General features: G+C 65.4%; 1 protein-coding gene. It reads left to right on the top strand.

From position 1 onward, the window contains the following. Positions 1-1666: DEAD/DEAH box helicase (locus BKD70_RS22190; protein WP_139145785.1), on the top strand; the 1666-nt coding region annotated here is incomplete at both ends.

Here is a 1666-nt window from a genome sequence, read left to right on the forward strand (position 1 = left end):
CTGTGCGCACCGGCGACACCCCGCAAAAAGACCGCGCCCAGATGCGCAAACGCGCACCGCATATCCTGGTAACCACTCCTGAATCGCTCTACGTGCTGCTCGGCTCGGATTCCGGCCGGCACATGCTCGCCAGCACACGTACGGTGATCGTCGATGAGATCCACGCCATCGCCGCTGGCAAGCGCGGCAGCCACTTGGCCTTGAGCCTGGAGCGCCTGCAAGGGCTGTGTGCCGAGCCATTGACCCGTATCGGCTTGTCGGCCACGCAAAAACCCATCGAAGCCGTCGCACGCTTTTTAGTTGGCACCGAACGTGATTGCGCCATTGTGGATATCGGCCACGCCCGCCCCCGTGACCTGGCGATCGAAGTGCCGCTGGTGCCGCTCTCGGCGGTGATGGCCAACGACGTGTGGGAGTTGGTCTACGATCGCCTCGCGCAATTGGCCCGTGAACACCGCACCACCCTGGTATTCGTCAACACCCGACGCCTGGCCGAACGCCTGGCCCGGCACTTGAGCGAGCGCCTGGGCAAGACCGCCGTGGCCGCTCACCACGGCAGTCTGGCCAAGGAGATGCGCCTGGATGCCGAACAGCGCCTCAAGGCCGGCGAACTGCAAGTGTTGATCGCCACGGCGTCCCTGGAGCTGGGGATTGATATCGGCGAAGTGGACCTGGTGTGCCAGATCGGCTCACCCGGTTCCATCAACGGCTTCCTGCAACGGGTCGGCCGTTCAGGGCACCAGGTCGGTGGCACGCCCAAGGGGCGCCTGTTTGCCACCACCCGCGACGACCTGATCGAGTGCGCCGCGCTGCTCGACTGCGTGCGCCGTGGCGAGCTGGATACCTTGCATATTCCGGTGGCACCGCTCGATGTACTGGCCCAGCAGATCATCGCCGAGGTCAGCGCCCAGGAATGGCCGGAACAGGCGCTGCTGGCGCTTATCCACCGCGCCGCGCCTTACGCCGAACTGGATGAACGCCACTACCAGGCCCTTTTGCAGATGCTCAGCGAGGGCTACAACGGCCGCCAGGGCATGCGCAGCGCCTACCTGCACCGCGACGCTGTGGCCCACACCCTGCGTGGCCGCCGTGGCGCCAGGCTCACGGCGGTAACCAGCGGCGGCACGATCCCCGACAACGCCGACTACAGCGTGTTGCTGGAGCCGCAAAGCCTGAATATCGGCAGCGTCAACGAAGACTTTGCGGTGGAAAGCATCGCCGGGGATATCTTCCAGCTCGGCAATACCTCCTATCGCATCCTGCGTGTCGAAGCCGGCAAGGTGCGGGTCGAAGACGCCCAGGGCCAACCCCCGACCATTCCGTTCTGGTTGGGTGAAGCGCCCGGGCGCAGCAACGAGTTATCGGTGGCCGTGGCCCGCTTGCAAGGGCAATTGGACAGCTTGCTCGGCGCCACGCCCGGCGACCTGCAACCGGCCCTCGACTGGCTTACCGGCACCCTGGGTCTCAATGTCGCCAGCGCCGACCAACTGTTGGATTACCTCGCCCGGTCGCGCCAGGCCCTGAGCGCCTTGCCGTCCCAGGACACATTGATCATGGAACGGTTTTTCGATGCGTCCGGCGGCACCCAACTGATCATCCACACGCCGTTTGGCAGCCGCATCAACCGCGCCTGGGGCCTGKCCTTGCGCAAGCGCTTTTGCCGTAC

The organism is Pseudomonas sp. BS-2016 (assembly GCF_001806145.1).
Lineage (GTDB): Bacteria > Pseudomonadota > Gammaproteobacteria > Pseudomonadales > Pseudomonadaceae > Aquipseudomonas > Aquipseudomonas lundensis.